This is a genomic window from uncultured Sulfitobacter sp., from assembly GCF_947499945.1.
Taxonomy (GTDB): domain Bacteria; phylum Pseudomonadota; class Alphaproteobacteria; order Rhodobacterales; family Rhodobacteraceae; genus Sulfitobacter.
This window is the reverse complement of the sequence record NZ_CANMQD010000001.1, coordinates 1,907,588-1,924,235: the sequence shown is the minus strand read 5'-3', so window position 1 is coordinate 1,924,235 and position 16,648 is coordinate 1,907,588. Positions and strand designations below refer to the sequence as shown.

Below are 16,648 nucleotides of genomic sequence, written 5' to 3'. Positions count from 1 at the left end.
ACTCGTTTTCCTCACAGGGCACAACCCGCATCATTTCCAATCGAAAGTCCGTCTTAAACAGAAACGCCGAACAAGCGTCCCACGGCAGCAGTTACCGCCATGGCAAGGCCGCCCCAAACCACAACCCGCAAGGCCGCAGGCCCGATAGACGCCCCGCCGGCAATCGCACCCAAGGCCCCAAGGCCCGTCAGCGCAATCAATGTCACAATGACCACCACAGGGATCAGGACCGCCGCAGGAGCAACCGCCGCTGCAATCAGCGGAATCGCGGCGAAGGCGCTGAAGGTCAGGGCCGAGGCAACAGCCGCCAAGAGCGGTTGCGCCGCCTGTTCCTCTGTCAGCCCCAATTCATCCCGCACATGCGCACCCAAGGCATCCTTCTCGGTCAGCTCACGCGCAACCTGCCGCGCCGTATCCTCCGACAAACCCCGGGCCACATATATCGCGGCCAGCTCCGCCTCTTCACCCGCAGGATCGTCGACCAACGCCTGGCGCTCCCGCTCAATGTCCGCTTTTTCCAGATCAGCCTGCGAAGATACGCTGACATACTCACCCGCCGCCATCGACATCGCACCAGCGGCTAAACCTGCACCACCCGCAATTAGTATCGCACGCGGATCGGGGTCCGCCGCAGCAACCCCCACGATCAACGAGGCAACAGAAACAATCCCGTCATTCGCCCCCATAACTGCCGCCCTAAGCCAGCCGACACGGTCCACCAAATGCGGGTCGTCAGAGTGTGCAGAAGGCTCCATTAGGACAACCAGCGCTTGCGACGGCGATAGCTGCGCACCTCACGGAATGACTTGCGCCCTTCATCCGACATGCCCAGATAAAATTCCTTAACGTCTTGGTTCTCGCGCAGGTCCTTCGCAGGACCGTCCATCACCACACGGCCGCTCTCAAGGATGTAGCCATAGTGCGCAAATCTCAGTGCGACGTTGGTGTTCTGCTCGGCCAGCAGGAAGGTCACGCCTTCCTTCTCGTTGATCTCTTTTACGATGTTGAAAATTTGCTCAACCAACTGCGGCGCCAAACCCATGGACGGCTCGTCCAGCAGGATCGTCTCGGGGCGACTCATCAATGCGCGGCCAACAGCACACATTTGCTGCTCCCCACCAGAGGTATAGCCCGCTTGGCTTTTCTTACGCTCCCGCAAACGCGGGAAATAGTTGTATACCATCTCCAAGTCTGCCGCGATTGCACCCTTGCCGTCAGTGCGCGTATAGGCACCCGTCAAAAGGTTTTCTTCAATCGTCAGATGCTCAAAACAGTGACGGCCTTCCATCACTTGCACTACACCCTTTTTCACCGTCTCGGCAGGGTCTTGCGCTGCAATCGACTCACCGCGATATTTGATCGATCCTTTGGTTACTTCGCCCCGCTCAGAGGCCAGCAAACCGGAAATCGCCTTGAGCGTCGTCGTTTTGCCTGCACCATTCCCGCCCAGCAGGGCCGTGATACCACCCTTGGGCACGTTCAGGCTCACGCCCTTGAGGACAAGGATCACGTGATTATAGATCACTTCGATGTTGTTCACTTCGAGCAGATTATCGACCTGCACCTCGGCGGGTTTTGCGTCCAACATGGCACCTAGTCCCTTCTTGAATTCTTAAAATAACTCTGGCCGCTGCGCATGGCAGCGGCCAGAGAACCCGCGAGCTTACTTACACTCGGGCGTGATGTTGTTTTCCGACGCATAGGCTGCGGAATCTTCTGCGATCAAACCGTCAATCAGCTCTTTGTCTGTCGCGGCAAAGTCAGAGATCAACGACCATGTCTTGGTTGACGCATCCCACTGGGTCACACCAACCATGCCGTCACCACCATGGTTCTGGCAGGACACTTTAAAGCTTGGACCAAAGTTCGGCAAACCAAGTGCGGCCATCTTCTCTTCGGTGATTTCCAAAGCTTCCATACCATCGCGCATTTGTGACGCGTTGATCTGCGCTACGCCGTGGATTTCCTGTGCTGTTTTCGCAGCTTCAGCCGCCAGCATCGCAGCATACAGACCACGGTTATAAAGAACCGTACCGATCTGGTCGCCTGCACCCGCTGCATTGCCTGCATCGACAACGTGCGTCTGGATGTCCGCAAATACAGGGAAGTCGCTGCCCACACCGTGGAACGTCAGCGCCTTATAGCCATTGGCCGCATCGCCTGCCGCCAGCACGTCATTCTCGGAACCGGACCACCAAACACCGATGAAGTTTTCCATCGGGAAACGAATGTTCGCCGCTTCCTGGATCGCAACCTGATTCATAACGCCCCAGCCGTACATGATCACATAGTCAGGCTTGTCACGGCGGATTTGCAGCCACTGTGATTTCTGCTCCTGACCGGGGTGGTCAACTGGCACTTCTTTGAACTCGAAACCGTGCTTGGCCGACAGCTCGGTCAGCGTGCGGATCGGCTCTTTGCCATAGGCAGAGTTGTGATAGACCAGCGCGATTTTCTTGCCGTTCAGATCGCCACCGTTCTCGGCCAGCAGATAATTGATCGCACCCGACGCACCATCCCAGTAGTTGGCAGGATAGTTGAACGTGTGCGTGAACACTTCGCCGTTCTTTGCAGACGTACGGCCATAGCCCATCGTATGCATCGGAATGTCATCCGCCGTGGTTTTCGGGATCAACTGATAGGTGATACCTGTGGAAAGAGGCTGGTACACCAATCCGCCGCCGCCTTTGAGAGACTCGTAGCATTCAACACCCTTCTCGGTATTATAGCCTGTCTCACACTCTGGCACCGCCGTCATCACGCCGCCAATACCGCCATCACGGGCGTTCAGCATGGTGAAGTAATCCGCATAGCCATCTGCGAACGGAATACCGCCAGCAGCGTATGGACCCGTGCGATAGGACATGGACGGGAATACAAGATCCGCCAGAACGGGGCTTGCTGCCATCACGGCCGCGACGGCCATTGAGGTTAGTTTAAGTGTCATCGGTGTTTCCTCCCTTAGGTTTATCCGATTGGTCTTGATGGGCGGGTTTTGCCGCCTCATTTTCTCATAGCCGCCCCACTAGTGCGGGAAGGGCCACAATCTCAGTTTCTCCTTGGCCACGCGCCACAGCTGATTGATGCCGTGTGGCTCCGCGATCAGGAATACGATAATCAAAAATCCGACAACAACCAGATTCAAATGCGCCACGATATCCGTGGGCCACCCGAACCAGTCAACGCCAACCACCTTGAGCGCCACAGGCAGAAGCACAAGGAAGGCCGCCCCCGCAAACGAGCCAAAGATACTGCCCAAGCCGCCGATAATGATCATGAACAACACCAGAAACGATTTCTGGATACCAAAGGCTTCGCCAACTTCCACAGCGCCGAGATAGACGGAGAAGAAGAGTGCGCCAGAGATGCCGATAAAGAACGAAGACACCATGAAGGCCGTCAACTTGGCACGCAGCGGGTTCACCCCGATGATCTCGGCGGCGATATCCATATCACGGATCGCCATCCATTTGCGTCCAGACGCGCCTCGCGTCAGGTTCCGTGCCACATAGGCACTGACAATCGTAAAGAACAAACAGAACAGATAGGTCGCCCAAGGCGTCGTTGACGGACCCGTAATCAAGATTCCAAACAAATCACGCTCAGGTGCGCTTATCTGGCCCGAAGCAGAGTAGTTATAGAACCACGACACACGGTTAAACAGCCACACAAGGAAGAACTGCGCCGCTAGTGTCGCCACCGCCAAGTAGAACCCTTTAATCCGCAAGCTGGGCAAGCCAAACAGAACCCCCACAAGGGCCGTCATCACACCCCCCATAATCACGGAGAAGAAGATGTTGAACTCGGGCAAACGGAACAGCAATTCACCGCCCCACCAGATATCCACACCCGTCATGAACTTGTAACAGCTATACGCCCCCACAGCCATGAAACCACCGGTTCCAAGGCTCACCTGACCGCAATATCCCACCAGAATATTCAGCCCAAGTGCGGCAATCGCATAAATCAAAAACGGCAGCAGCAGCGAGTTCACCCAATAGTCATTGAGCGCAAACGGCACCACAAAGATGGCTATGAACAACACCAGATAATAGCGGTAGCGATCAAACTTGATCGGAAACGTCTGCTGGTCCTCGGCGTAGGTCGTGCTAAAGTCGCCTGCTTCACGATAGAACATTGATTAGTTCCTTTTGTTTATAGCCAAAAAGTTCGCGATGATAAAAACCGCCACACTGCTTCCAAGTGCAGTCTTCATCGCAAGCCAACGAAGCGGATGATAATTTGGATAGGCATATTTTGCCTCCGTTCCAGGCAAGCCATCGACCAATGTCGCAAAGAACATTATCGCGAGCATCACTAGAATTCCAAGAACCGACGCTATTCTGAGGAAGGTCAAAGACATGCGCCTGATCCTCACACCCGCTCAATGATCTTCTCCCCGAACAAGCCTTGCGGACGGAACACCAAGAACAGCAACGCCAGCATGTAGGCAAACCAGTTCTCGGTCGCCCCTCCAAGGAACGGCGCACCAATAAGGAACTCAAACAGCTTCTCACCCACACCAATGATCAAACCACCAACAATGGCCCCCGGGATCGACGTAAACCCACCCAACATCAGCACGGGAAGCGCTTTAAGCGCAATCAAAGACAGTGAGAACTGAACACCAGATTTCGCACCCCACATGATCCCCGCAACCAAGGCGACAAATCCCGCCAGCGACCACACCAAGATCCAGATAAAGTTAAGCGACACGCCCACAGACAACGCTGCCTGATGGTCATCCGCAACCGCCCGCATCGCGCGGCCCTGCTTTGTATACTGCGCAAACATCACCAGCCCGATCACAAGGATCGCCGCAATAATACTCGCTACGATATCGAGGTTGTCGATGAAAAAGCCATAGCCCAGCGCCTCATAGGTCGTCCCCTCAAGCCACATGTTCATACCCTGCGGCAAACACGCGCCCTCGGCGGCACAGACGTTGAGCGCCTTCAACTCGGACCCCCACATCAAATCCGCTACCCCTTCAAGGAAGTAGGCCAGACCGATGGTCGCCATAAACAGAATGATCGGCTCTTGGCCCACCAGATGACGGAACACAAACCGCTGCACGGCCCAAGCCAGCGCAATCATCACAAACACCGTCAGAATGATGGCTAGGAACGAATGCACCGACCACCCGAATTTGTGAATATCCGTACCAAAGATCGCGTTGATCAAATGCGAAAACGGCACCTGACCGTTCTGGATACCGACCAGCGTCATGGCCGCAAACAGCGCCATAACACCTTGGGCATAGTTGAAAATTCCAGACGCCTTATAGATCAGCACAAACCCAAGCGCGACCAGAGCGTACAAAACCCCCGCCATCAGCCCGTTGGCAAAAACTTCGATTGTAAAAGCAAGTTGCTCGTTCATGTTGCGTCCTCCTCGTCATGGGCCACACCCAGATAGGCATCAATCACCGCCTGATTGTTGCGCACATCATGCGGTGTGCCGTCACCAATCTTTTTACCGTAATCCATCACAACCACACGGTCGCTCAGGTCCATCACAACACCCATATCATGCTCAATCAGCGCGATCGTCGTGCCAAACTCGTCATTCACATCAAGGATAAAGCGGCTCATGTCCTCTTTCTCCTCTACGTTCATCCCCGCCATCGGCTCATCCAGCAACAGGATCGACGGCTCGGCGGCCAGCGCACGCGCCAACTCGACCCGCTTTTTCAAACCATACGGCAGGCGGGCCACAGGTGTTTTGCGAATGGCCTGAATTTCCAGAAAGTCGATGATCTTCTCGGCCACTTCGCGGTTAGCCACTTCTTCACGCTCCGCCGCCCCGCGCCAAAGCATCTGGGACAACATCCCCGTCTTCATGTGGGTCAAACGGCCCGTCATCACGTTGTCGAGAACAGACATCCCCTCGAACAAGGCGATGTTCTGGAACGTCCGCGCAATTCCCTGTTGGGCCACTTCAAACGGCTTAACGGGGGGCCGGCGGGATCCCTTGTACCAGACCTCACCCTCCTGCGGGACATAGAACCCCGAAATCACGTTGAGCATCGACGATTTACCCGCACCGTTCGGTCCGATAATCGCCCGAATTTCGCCCTCGCGAATATCAAACGAGATATCCTTGATCGCTTCCACACCGCCAAAGCGCAGCGTGATATTCTTCATCTCCATGACCACAGGGCCAATCGTGCGCCCGTCCGCGGTCACATAGCTCTCGGCGTTATCTTTCACGCGATGCCCCCCTGCTTCATTTGGCCAATTAAACTCAATCTTTCACGGGATGGCGGGCGGGGCGTCGCGGTACGCGCGCGTCGCATCGCCATCATTCCGCCGCCATCTTGCGATTATCCGCAAATATCTTGGCGCTGCGCACTTCCAGCGTCGCCTTGATGCTGCCCTTGCGCCCGTCTTCATAGGTCACTTCCGTCTCGGTGCTGACCTGCTCGGACCCGTCATAAAGCGCTGCAATGATATCCGCGTATTTCTCTTCGATGATACGGCGGCGTACCTTACGTGTCCGCGTCAGCTCCCCGTCATCCGCATCCAGTTCTTTGTGTAGCACAACGAAACGGTGCACTTGACAGCCCGACAGCATCTCGTCCTCGGCCACGCTTTCGTTGACCGCTTCCACATGCTCTTGGATTTGCTGCATCACCTGTGGGTGCCGCGCGAGTTCCTGATAGGAAGCATAGCCGATGTTATTACGCTCCGCCCAATTGCCCACCGCCGTCAGGTCAATGTTAATAAACGCCGTGCACTCTGCCTTACCGTTGCCAAAGACCACCGCCTCCAGAACATTGGGGAAAAACTTGAGCTTGTTTTCAACGTATTTCGGCGCAAACAGCGATCCATTCGCCATCTTGCCTACGTCCTTGGCACGATCGATAATCCGCAAATGCCCTGTATCAGGCTCGATAAATCCAGCATCTCCTGTCGCGACCCAACCTTCGGCGTCCTTGGTGTCCGCCGTGCTCTCGGCGTTCTTGTAATACTCCACAAACACACCGGGCGAGCGATAGAAAACCTCGCCATTATCCGCGATCTTCAACTCCACACCGGGGCAGGTCACGCCAACTGTGTCACTCCGCACCTGACCGTCCGGCTGCGCCGTAATAAACACCGTCGCTTCCGTCTGACCATACAACTGCTTGAGGTTGATCCCGAGCGAGCGGTAGAAATCGAAAATCTCAGGTCCAATCGCCTCACCCGCCGTATAGCCAACGCGCACACGGCTGAATCCCAGCGTATTTTTCAGCGGGCCATAGATGAACAACTCACCCAAGCGGTACTTGACGCGGTCCATGAAGCCCACGTCCTTGCCGTCCAGAATATCCGGCCCCACCTTGCGGGCGACAGCCATATAATAATCAAACAGCTTCTTCTTGAACTTGCTCGCGTCTTCCATGCGGATCATCACATTGGTCAACTGCGTCTCGAAAACACGCGGCGGGGCAAAGTAGTATGTCGGCCCGATTTCACGCAAATCGACATGCATCGTATCCGCGCTCTCGGGGCAATTCGTACAAAACCCCGTCCAAAGCGCCTGACCAACCGAGAAGATAAAATCCCCGACCCAAGCCATCGGGAGATAAGCCAGAATTTCGTCTGTCTGCCGCAAATTATCAAACTCGGATGACGACTTCGCCGTCTCAATGACATTGCGGTTGCTCAGCACAACACCCTTGGGCTTACCCGTGGTGCCGGATGTATAGAGCATGACACCCGTGCTATCGTAATTCAACTTCGCCTGACGCGCCTCAAGCTCCTTTATGTGCTTGTCTCGGGTCTTGCGGCCCATCTCTTGCACGGCTTGATACTGGTCCAGATGCTCATGATCATACTTTCGCAAACCGCGCGGATCGAGATAGATCATCCGCTCGAATTCGGGCAGCTGGTCTTTCACATCCGTGATCTTGTCGACCTGCTCTTGATCGCCCACAACGGCAAACCGCGCGCCACAGTGGCTCATGACATAGGCCATCTCTTCGGCGTTGGCGTCCTGATAAAGCGGCACAGGGACTGCTCCACACATCTCTGCCGCCATCATCGCCCAATACAGATACGGACGGTTGCGCCCGATGATCGAAACGAAATCACCCTCGTTCAGCCCCAACTCCATAAAGCCAAGCGCCAGCGCTTCAACCTCGTCGCGCGTCTGGGCCCACGTCCAGCTTTGCCAGATGCCATATTCCTTTTCGCGGTACGCAGGCGCATCCGCAAACATCTTCGCATTACGGTGCAGCAGCGCAGGTACGGATGCGGGTTGCCCCGCAGGACATTCGATCAAAGCCAAAGTGTTTCCTCCCAGTTCCTGTCTTTGTCGACAGGCAGACCGCGTTTGCGCGATTCAGTATCGTCATAGAATGGCAGCATCACTGTCAGCGTCAACTTATTCGTGATGTTTTCTCAATCCTTACGAATTGTAACAAGCACGCCTGACCCTTTGACACCCAGCCGCGCGGATGCAAACTACCTCATGGCCCCAAATACCGAACAAACCCAAACCATGACAATGGCCGGTCTGAACCTCATCGCACAGGCCCTTTCGATCTATGACCGCGACTTGCGGTTGGTGGTTTGCAATGCCCCGTTTCAAACCATGTTCAACCTTCCCAACACATTGGTCACACCAGGGGCCAGCTTTCGGGACACAATAACCCACCTCGCCCAAAGCGGCGAATACGGCGAAGTCACCGATGTCGCCGCTTTTGCAACCGAGCGCATCAGGCAGGCAAAAGCGTTCCAGCCCCACTACATGGAGCGCACCCGCGCCAATGGCCGCACCATTAGCGTCGAAGGCTCACCGCTCGAAGGGGGCGGCTGGGTCACCGTCTATACTGATATTTCCGCGACAAAAGCCCAAGAGGCGCTGCTCCGCGCCCGCTCCGATGCACTAAGCGATCAGGTCCTCGCCCATACCGAGGCGCTCTCCCAGACCAATCGCGAACGCGCTGCCATGATTACAGCGCTGGAAGAGACCAAACGCCAGCTCACCGCATCAGAGGCCCGCGCACGCCTCACTACCGAAATGATGCCTGCCCATATCGCCCACGTGGATGCAACGGGCCACTATACCTATTCAAACCAACGCCTGAGTGCTGTCATCCCACACCGTCCTTCCGACATTCTGGGTCAGCACATTCGCGAAGTACTTGGGCCTGATAATCACGACCAAGTCCTGCACTCCCTGAACACAGCCTATGGCGGTACCTCCGCCGTTCAGGAGTTTACCGACGCTACCAGCCTGCGCCGCATCCGCACCGCCTTTACCCCTGACCGCGCGGGTGGGGTTTATATTCTGTCGATGGATGTAACGGAGGAAACTCAGACCCGCGCCGCCCTGCAACAAACCCGCAGACGAACATTGGCCGCGCAGATCACTTCAGGCCTCGCTCATGACTTCTCGAACTTGCTCACCATCATCCTCGGCCTGCAATCGCGCCTTGGCCGCCTGCCCGCACTTCCCGCAGATGCCGCACCACTCATTGAGGGCACACTCAACGCCGCCCGTCGTGGCGGTGCCCTTCTCAGCTCCATCGCCAAAATCTCCGACCCGCGCAGCCTGCGCCCCACCGCCACCGATGTCACGGCCCTAATGCAAAACCTCGCCACACTTGCAGAACCGACCCTGCCTGACGGCATGCGCCTTCATCTGAATATCCCGCCTTTAGAGACTGTTTTATTGGACCAAGGTATGCTTCAGGACGGTTTGCTCAACCTCATCCTGAATGCCCGTGACGCGATGGGCACCAGCGGCGAAATCACCCTGACCGTGCGCCAGATCCACGACACATGGATCGAATTCCAAGTGAGTGATACCGGCTCGGGCTTCTCCCCCAATGCGCTAACTCATGCGCTCGACCCCTTCTTCACCACCAAGGGGTCCGAGGGGTCGGGCCTGGGCCTGCCGATGGTTTATGACATGACAACACTTGCAGGCGGTGATTTGCGCCTGTCCAACACTGGTACAGGCGCAAAAGTTACAATTCGCCTGCCCTACCGCGCCGCCGTGTCGTCAACTACAGGCCTCGCGCTGCTGGTGGAGGATCGCGATGACCTGCGCGCCCTCATGCGCGATATGCTGATGGTCCTTGGCCATTCCGTGATCGAGGCCGCAAGTGTGGACGAAGCGACCGCCCTGCTTGCCGATCTGCCCGACATCATCCTCATCCTCAGCGATATTCAGTTAGAGGGGGAGGCCACAGGCACCGACCTCGCCCGCCGTCTAGGCGAGGGTAGCCCGCCGCTGATCCTGATGACCTCACTCCCCTCCGATGCGCCGCTCTTTCTGGAGGCACAAAAACACGCCCCCGTCCTGCGTAAACCCTTCTCCGCCGACAATCTCGCGGCCCTCATCACCACACCAAAGGTCGCCCCATGACAAAACCACTAGTCAGCATCCTCGACGACGAACCCGAAATCCGCACCCTACTGTCAGATGTGCTGCAAGAGGCGGGGTTCGAGACGATCAGCTTTGGCCGCGCCTCCGCATTTGAGGCCGCTTTGAAAAAGCGCACCCCTGATGTTTGCCTTGTCGATCTGTCCCTGCCCGACACCGACGGCCTTACGCTTGTTCACCGCCTTGCCCTTGAACAAGGGGCTGTGGTCATCATCATCTCGGGCCGCGCCCAAGTACAAGACCGCGTCACAGGGTTGGAACTCGGCGCTGACGATTACATCAGCAAGCCTTTTGACCCTGCCGAAGTGGTCGCCCGCATCCGCGCCCGCCTACGTGGTGCCAAAACAACGCCCCGCGCCTCCAATACCGCACAGTTCAAAAACTGGACTGCTCATTTCGACCGCTACATGCTCGAAGATGATACTGGCGCCGAGACGCCCTTCAGCCATGCCGAAGGGGAAGTGCTCCGCCTTTTCCTCGATGCCCCCAAACGCCTCATAAGCCGCGCCCAGATGCAAGAGCACCTGGGCGGCGCGGCTTCCGAGAGTTTTGACCGCGCTATGGACGTCCGCATCTCACGCCTACGCACAAAATTGCGCGAAGATCCCAAAAACCCGCAGCTGATCAAAACCATCTATGGCGCAGGCTACATTTTCCTTGGCGATGTGGCGTGGATTTAGGGTTGTACACCGCTTGATGACAGGGAGTGTACGCATGGCGTTCCGCTGTTTTCAACTCTCCAACGCCTCAACCGCCCCTGCCAAAACCCGCAGTCCCGCGATCAGATCAACCTCGTCTGTGTCCTCTTCGAAAGCGTGACTGATCCCCCCGATCGACGGCACAAAAAGCATCGCAACAGGCATCAGTCGCGACACATTTGTTGCATCATGCAAAGCCCCTGACGGCATCACTCGCCACCGTCCTGGAGCGATTGATGTCGCACTATTTTCCAACGCTTTACGCAGCTTCGCATCCATCCCTACAGGCTCCAACCCCAGCAGCGGACCGAAGGAAACCACCATCCCCCGCGCGTCCGCAATCTCCTGCGCCAGCACCCGAATGATCCCCTCCATGCGCCCCAGACGTCCCGCATCCCCGTCCCGCCACTGCATTGAAAACACGGCCTTTCCCGGCACAATAGACGATGCATTGGGATGCAGCCTCATATGCCCGATGGTCCAGACAGTTGCAGGCGTCACCACATTTCTAAGCCGTTCATTTAGTTCGAAATTAAAGCTTGAAACCGCCTGAAACGCATCCCGCCGCAAATGCATCGGCGTGGTCCCCGCATGGTTCTGCTGACCTTCAAAGGTGATCTTCATGTCGCGGATTCCGACGATGTCCGACACGACCCCGATCTGCTCGCCCGCCGTATCCAGAACAGGACCCTGCTCGATATGCATCTCGATAAACCCCGTGAACTGAGCAGGATCAACGTCGCCCGTTACAGGCACATTCCGCCGCGCCTCGGCAAGAGATACTCCATGGTGATCAAACAACAAATCAGCCTCGGCAAGGCCCATGTGCCCCGACCAAATCGCGCTCCCAGTCGTCACGCCAAAGCGCCCCTCCTCATCCTGAAACGACACAACTGATATCGCAGGACCACCAGCCTCACGGCTCGCACGGGCCACCTCCAGCGCCGCAATTACGCCCAGCGCACCATCCAGCCATCCCCCCTCGGGCTGGCTGTCACTATGCGACCCAAGCAACAGCGAAGGCCCATCCGCCAATCCAAACAGATTGCCCATGGCATCCGTTTCAACACTTAGTCCAGCCTCAAAAAAACGCTCCGCCAGCCAAACGCGCGCAGCGCTATCGGCATTAGAATACGCAGGGCGCACGACACCTTTGCCCACACCCGACGCCCCAAAAGACCGCAACATATGAAGGTCTGCCAGAAACCGATTTTGATCAACCTGCACAACAGCACCCTTCATCTTCAATTGGCCCTTTAAACTTCAGGGAGTGGGAGCGTGGCCCCTCACACTCCCCAGATCATTCGGCCGCCACAGCAGAGGCGACAGCTTCGACTTTCACTGCCGAAAACTTAAATTCGGGAATCTTGCCATATGGGTCAACCGCGGGGTTGGTCAGGATATTCGCCGCTGCTTCGACATAGGCAAAGGGCAGGAACACCATATCCGGCGATACCGCACGGTCCATCCGCGCCATAATCTCTATGCTGCCCCGCTTGGTCGTGAGCCGCACCAAATCACCCGCCTCAATGCCCAATTTGCGGAGGGTAGAGGGATGCAGCGAGCAGTTTGCCTCAGGCTCCAACCCGTCCAATACACTGGCGCGGCGGGTCATGGAGCCTGTATGCCAGTGCTCCAGCTGACGTCCTGTTGTAAGGATCATCGGATACTCCGCATCGGGCGTATCATCGGGTGCAATAATGCTCGCCGGGGTAAACCGCGCACGACCACCGGCACGGGGGAAGCCATCGGTAAACACAATCGCCTGACCAGGATCTTCTGGGCTAAGCGAGGGATAGGTCACTGCGTTCTGCTGCTCCAAACGGTCCCACGTGATGTTGTCCAGCGACTTCATATTCAGCTTCATTTCAGCAAAGACATCCGCAGGAGATGCGTAGTTCCAATCCAGACCCAGACGCTTGGCAAGTTCCACTTCGATCCACCAATCCTCGCGCGCCTCCCCGGGGGGCGGCACGGCGATACGGCCCATCTGGACCTGACGGTTGGTGTTAGTCACGGTACCCGACTTCTCCGCAAAGGCACTCGCAGGCAGGATCACATCGGCAAAGTTCGCTGTCTCGGTGATGAAAATATCCTGCACCACCAGATGCTCCAGCTTGGCCAGTGCGTCGCGGGCATGCTCTACATCGGGGTCGGACATGGCGGGGTTTTCGCCAAGGATATACATCCCGCGAATATCGCCATCATGCACAGCATCCAGAATCTCGGTGACCGTCAAACCCTTCTCGGCGCTAAAATCTCCGCTCTCCCAAACATCCGTAAAGGCAGAGCGCACACCATCATCCGTAACAGACTGGTAGTCCGGCAGGAACATCGGGATCATGCCCGCATCAGATGCCCCTTGTACGTTGTTCTGACCGCGCAGCGGGTGCAAACCTGCACCGGGACGACCCACTTGACCTGTCATAAGCGCAAGACTGATCAGGCAGCGGGCGTTGTCTGTGCCGTGGATGTGCTGGCTCACCCCCATGCCCCAGAAAATCATCGCTGCGTTTGCACCTGCAAAGGTCCGCGCGACGTCGCGCAGCATTTCCGCATCAATGCCACAGATCTCCGCCATTTTTTCGGGGGTGAAGTCCTTGAGGTGCGCCTTTTCGGCCTCCCAATTCTCGGTATAGGCTTGGATATACTGCTCGTCGTAGAGCTTCTCCTCAACGATCACATGCATGATCGCGTTGAGCATGGAAACATCCGTGCCGGGCCGAAATTGCAGCATGTGCGAAGAGTGACGCTTGAGCGCTTGTCCGCGCGGGTCCATCACGATGAGCTTGCCACCGCGCTTGGTGAACTGCTTAAAATAAGTTGCGGCAACAGGGTGGTTCTCGGTCGGGTTGGCACCGATCACGATTGCCACATCAGCGTTTTCGATTTCGTTGAAGGTGGCAGAAACAGCACCCGAGCCTACGTTCTCCAACAGCGCCGACACGGACGACGCATGGCACAACCGCGTGCAGTGATCGACGTTGTTATGCCCGAATCCTTGGCGAATGATCTTCTGGAAAAGATAGGCCTCTTCATTGGTGCATTTGGCAGAACCAAAGCCCGCAACACCTTTGCCGTCAATCTTGCGCAGACCATTAGCAGCGGCATCAAGCGCCTCATCCCACGTCGCCTCGCGGAAGAACTCGAGGTAGTTCCCCGGATCGACGTTCAGCCCCTTGGCGGGAGCATCATCGCGGCGGATTAGCGGCTTGGTCAGGCGGTGGTCGTGGTGGATGTAGTCAAAGCCAAAGCGACCTTTAACGCACAAACGTCCTTCGTTAGCGGGACCGTTTATGCCGTCCACATATTTGATCTTGTCGTCTTTGATCTTGAGCGAGATTTGGCAGCCCACGCCACAAAACGGGCAAATGCTTTCGACCTCTCGGTCAAAGTCCGCGCTGTCACCGACCTGATTTTCGTTCACCACTGTAGAAGGCATCAGCGCACCTGTCGGGCAGGCCTGCACACACTCCCCACACGCTACACAAGAGCTGTCGCCCATTGGATCGGCCATGTCGAAAGTGGGATAGCTATCCATGCCACGGCCGGACATTCCGATCACGTCGTTCACTTGCACTTCACGACAGGCCCGCACACAGAGGCCGCAAGAAATGCAGGCATCGAGGTTTACGCTCATCGCGACGTGGCTATCATCCAGCAGCGGAATCCGCCCTTGCTCCAGCTTGGGAAAGCGGCTCTCGCTCACGCCGTTCATCTCGGCCATATCCCACATATGACTGGATTTATCGTGCGACACTTCATGCGTGGGCAGATCGGCCATCAACAACTCGACTACCATCTTGCGGGCATTTTCGGCGCGTGCGTTATTGGTGACGACGACCATGCCCTCAGCAGGTTCACGAATGCACGATGCAGCCAAGGTACGCTCGCCTTCGATCTCGACCATACAGGCACGGCAGTTGCCATCAGGGCGGTAGCCGGGGGCGGGTTTATGACACAGATGAGGGATTTTCAGGCCACGACCATTGGCCACTTCCCAGATCGTCAGACCCGCGTCCGCCTCAACCGTTTTTCCGTCGAGAGTGAATGTGACCTTATCCGTCATGGCGAAATCCTCCAAAGCGCTTGGAAAACTTGTATCGGGGCAGGTCCAATGCGGGAAGGCTGTTCCCGACACCACGCCACGCTTTTCCGCCATGCTCCGCTCTGCATGTTTCCGATAGGCCTCTTTCAACGCCCTGCCACCTCCCGTATCAAAGGGACAAGCAGCAGGAGCATCCATGTCCACCATTACACTCATCCGCCACGGTCAAGCCAATTCAACCGCTAAAGACGAGATCAGCTATGACCGCCTCAGCGATCTGGGACATCAACAAGCACGCTGGTTGGGCGAACATCTGCGCGAGACAGAGGCCCACAATACACGGCTTTATACTGGCACTTTGCGGCGCCACATCGAGACGGCCGATGGCATGGCAACCAACCTGACCCCGATCCGCGATGCACGCCTGAACGAGTTGGAATACTTTACGCTGGGCGGCTTGCTTGCGGAGCAGCACGGCGTCCCTTTCCCGACCGAGCAGGCAGGGTTCATCGCCCACCTTCCCACGGTGTTTCAACACTGGAAGGATAACAAGCTAGAAGGCGCGCCCGAAACCTATGCCCAGTTCCAAAGCCGCATCAGCGATGCATTGACCGAGATTGCGGCGGGTGACGGCCCTGCATTGGTCGTGACCTCGGGCGGCCTGATCGCTAATGTTATCGGCCAGCAAATGGATCTGAGCGTGGAGGCCACAGCCCGCACCGCCGTCGCAATATTTCATACATCACTGCATCAGCTACATCCAATTGGCGGCTACTTGTCACCCGTCCTGTTCAACGCCACGCCACACCTCGATTCGGTTGCGCGGCGTCTGTCCAAAACCAACATCTGAAAAGGGTCTTCCATGAAACTGTTTTACGCTGACGGCACCATCTCGATCGCGCCTGCCATCGCGCTCATTGAATCGGGGCTCGATCATGATCTCGCCCGCATTGACTTCGCTCAAGCGACACAAACAAAGCCCGAATACCTTGCCATTAACCCGAAGGGCCGTGTGCCTGCGCTGGTTCTTGAGGACGGAAGTGTTCTGACCGAAACGGGGGCCTTGCTTGATTATATTGCCACACTTGCTCCCAACGCGAAGCTCGTACCAGGCAAGGCAGAAGATGCTGCGCATATGCGCAGTGTGATGTACTATCTCGCCTCCACCATGCATGTGGCCCATGCCCACAAAATGCGTGGCAGTCGGTGGTCCGACAAGCCTGAGAGCCATGCTGACATGGCCGCAAAAGTGCCTGAAACCATGACGGCTTGTGCTGGCTATGTCGAAGCGGAGTGCCTGCGCGGTGACTATGTTTGCGGAGCGGATTTCGCCATTGTTGACGCTTATCTCTTTGTCGTTTGCAACTGGCTTGCGGGGGACGGGGTCATTGTATCCGACTTCCCGAAAATCACAGCCTTTATGGCACGGATGGAGCGCCGCGACAGCGTTAAGGCAGTCCGCGCAAAAGGTATGCTCTGACCCTGATTGCAAACTACAAAACGTAACAATCACGCAGTCCGA

14 protein-coding genes are annotated in these 16,648 nt (G+C 56.7%); 4 read left to right on the top strand and 10 right to left on the bottom strand.

The genetic code is table 11. The features are described 5' to 3' along the window. Positions 1–53 precede the first annotated feature (53 nt). From Q0775_RS09590 to Q0775_RS09555, 8 genes are all read right to left on the bottom strand, one after another. Positions 54–755: a VIT family protein gene (locus Q0775_RS09590; RefSeq protein ID WP_298859659.1), complete on the bottom strand. Its 702-nt coding sequence runs from the start codon at positions 753–755 to the stop codon at positions 54–56. Next, positions 755–1,588: an ABC transporter ATP-binding protein gene (locus tag Q0775_RS09585; RefSeq protein WP_298859657.1), complete on the bottom strand. Its 834-nt coding sequence runs from the start codon at positions 1,586–1,588 to the stop codon at positions 755–757. Before Q0775_RS09585 ends, Q0775_RS09590 begins: the two co-directional genes overlap by 1 nt. A 75-nt stretch (positions 1,589–1,663) precedes the next feature. Then, entirely contained in the window at positions 1,664–2,947 is a 1,284-nt protein-coding gene (locus tag Q0775_RS09580) for an ABC transporter substrate-binding protein (RefSeq protein ID WP_298859655.1), read from the bottom strand. 78 nt (positions 2,948–3,025) lie between these two features. Next, entirely contained in the window at positions 3,026–4,138 is a 1,113-nt protein-coding gene (locus Q0775_RS09575) for a branched-chain amino acid ABC transporter permease (protein WP_298859653.1), read from the bottom strand. A 3-nt stretch (positions 4,139–4,141) separates the two neighbouring features. Beyond that, positions 4,142–4,363, bottom strand: coding sequence for a hypothetical protein (locus Q0775_RS09570; protein ID WP_298859651.1), 222 nt, complete (start codon positions 4,361–4,363; stop codon positions 4,142–4,144). 11 nt (positions 4,364–4,374) lie between these two features. Continuing rightward, positions 4,375–5,382, bottom strand: a complete 1,008-nt coding sequence (locus Q0775_RS09565) for a branched-chain amino acid ABC transporter permease (protein ID WP_298859649.1) — start codon at positions 5,380–5,382, stop codon at positions 4,375–4,377. Beyond that, entirely contained in the window at positions 5,379–6,212 is an 834-nt protein-coding gene (locus tag Q0775_RS09560; RefSeq protein WP_298859647.1) for an ABC transporter ATP-binding protein, read from the bottom strand. Before Q0775_RS09560 ends, Q0775_RS09565 begins: the two co-directional genes overlap by 4 nt. Before the next feature lie 91 nt (positions 6,213–6,303). Next, positions 6,304–8,274 (bottom strand): AMP-binding protein, encoded by a 1,971-nt coding sequence (locus Q0775_RS09555; protein ID WP_298859645.1) that lies wholly within the window; start codon positions 8,272–8,274, stop codon positions 6,304–6,306. 183 nt (positions 8,275–8,457) lie between these two features. On the opposite strand from Q0775_RS09555, the gene Q0775_RS09550 reads away from it, so the two are divergent. Both Q0775_RS09550 and Q0775_RS09545 read left to right on the top strand, forming a co-directional pair. Then, positions 8,458–10,362 carry a PAS-domain containing protein gene (locus tag Q0775_RS09550; protein ID WP_298859643.1) on the top strand — a complete coding sequence of 635 codons (1,905 nt, stop codon included), beginning with the start codon at positions 8,458–8,460 and terminating at the stop codon, positions 10,360–10,362. After that, positions 10,359–11,060, top strand: coding sequence for a response regulator transcription factor (locus Q0775_RS09545; protein WP_298859641.1), 702 nt, complete (start codon positions 10,359–10,361; stop codon positions 11,058–11,060). The genes Q0775_RS09550 and Q0775_RS09545 overlap by 4 nt, the downstream gene beginning before the upstream one ends. A gap of 51 nt (positions 11,061–11,111) precedes the next feature. Here the strand turns inward: Q0775_RS09545 and Q0775_RS09540 are convergent, their stop codons facing one another. Together Q0775_RS09540 and fdhF are read right to left on the bottom strand one after the other, a co-directional pair. Continuing rightward, the gene (locus Q0775_RS09540) at positions 11,112–12,305 is read right to left on the bottom strand and encodes a hydantoinase/carbamoylase family amidase (RefSeq protein WP_298860024.1); all 1,194 of its coding nucleotides are present in this window, start codon (positions 12,303–12,305) and stop codon (positions 11,112–11,114) included. A 73-nt stretch (positions 12,306–12,378) separates the two neighbouring features. After that, a complete protein-coding gene (gene fdhF, locus Q0775_RS09535) occupies positions 12,379–15,147 on the bottom strand; it encodes a formate dehydrogenase subunit alpha (RefSeq protein WP_298860022.1) in 2,769 nt (922 codons plus the stop codon). 175 nt (positions 15,148–15,322) lie between these two features. Here fdhF and Q0775_RS09530 point away from each other — a divergent pair, with 175 nt between their 5' ends. Further along, complete coding sequence (locus Q0775_RS09530) at positions 15,323–15,976, top strand: histidine phosphatase family protein (RefSeq protein ID WP_298859639.1); 654 nt, start codon at positions 15,323–15,325, stop codon at positions 15,974–15,976. Between the two features lie 12 nt (positions 15,977–15,988). Next, positions 15,989–16,606 carry a glutathione S-transferase N-terminal domain-containing protein gene (locus Q0775_RS09525; protein WP_298859637.1) on the top strand — a complete coding sequence of 206 codons (618 nt, stop codon included), beginning with the start codon at positions 15,989–15,991 and terminating at the stop codon, positions 16,604–16,606. Positions 16,607–16,648: the final 42 nt, after the last annotated feature.